Source organism: Frankia sp. CoWAU3 (assembly GCF_977971855.1).
In genome coordinates this window covers 16343-17115 of sequence record NZ_CDWWXB010000070.1, presented here as the reverse complement: position 1 = coordinate 17115, position 773 = coordinate 16343, and the positions used below count along the sequence as shown (strand labels likewise).

Genomic DNA, 773 nt, shown 5'->3' with positions numbered 1-773 from the left:
AGCGTGATCTCTGCGCGGCCCTGGGCCGTGCGGGGTTTCCGTCGCCTCGCCTTCGGCGTTTGGAACTACGGGAGGCAATGCTGTGGACAGGCAGGATGTCCAGCCGGGTCAGCCCGAGCCCGGCACCGGGGACGTCGGCGGCGACCCGTCCGGGAGCGACCACGACTCTTCCCCGGGCGGCCACGGCGGTTCCGGGTCCGGGCGCGTCGGTCCGCAGCCGGCTGCCCGCATGCTCGCGGTGGTCGCGGTCGCCGCGGCGCTCGCGGTGCTCGTGTTCGCCCTCGCGGATCCCTCCCCCTCCCGGCACATGCGTGGCCTCCTGGTCACGGTGAACCTCGTCTGCCTCGCCGGGGTGTTCACGGCGTGGCTTCGCGTGGTTCTCGTGGTCGGGGCCGCCAGGGCCCCCGGGGGAATCGAGTAAGCTCGGCCGGACATGCCGTGCGCCGGTGTACGTGTGTCCATTCGCTGGTCCAGGCCGACCACTCGTCATGATTGGTCGGCGCGGCTCCGGGTGGCCCGCGTGCCCTGATGATCGTCCGGATGTGCTGACGGGCGGTTCCCTCCCAGATCCATCGCGTCGAGCACGTTCGAGACGGCACAGGTTCCGGTCGCGGTCCCTCCTGCCACGGAAGATCCGTGGCCGCCAGAGTCCACAGGAGGTGGGTTCAGCCTTGGCACGTCATTATGAGCTCATGGTGATCCTCGATGCTGACCTCGAGGAACGCACTGTCGCGCCCTCTCTCGACCAGTACCTCGGTGTCGTCCGTCAGGGC

General features: G+C 70.0%; 1 protein-coding gene. It reads left to right on the top strand.

The genetic code is table 11. The features are described from left to right. Positions 1–82: 82 nt before the first annotated feature. On the top strand, positions 83–421 hold the full coding sequence (locus tag AC08ON_RS08850; protein WP_476608306.1) for a hypothetical protein: 339 nt from the start codon (positions 83–85) through the stop codon (positions 419–421). The last annotated feature ends 352 nt before the right edge of the window (positions 422–773 follow it).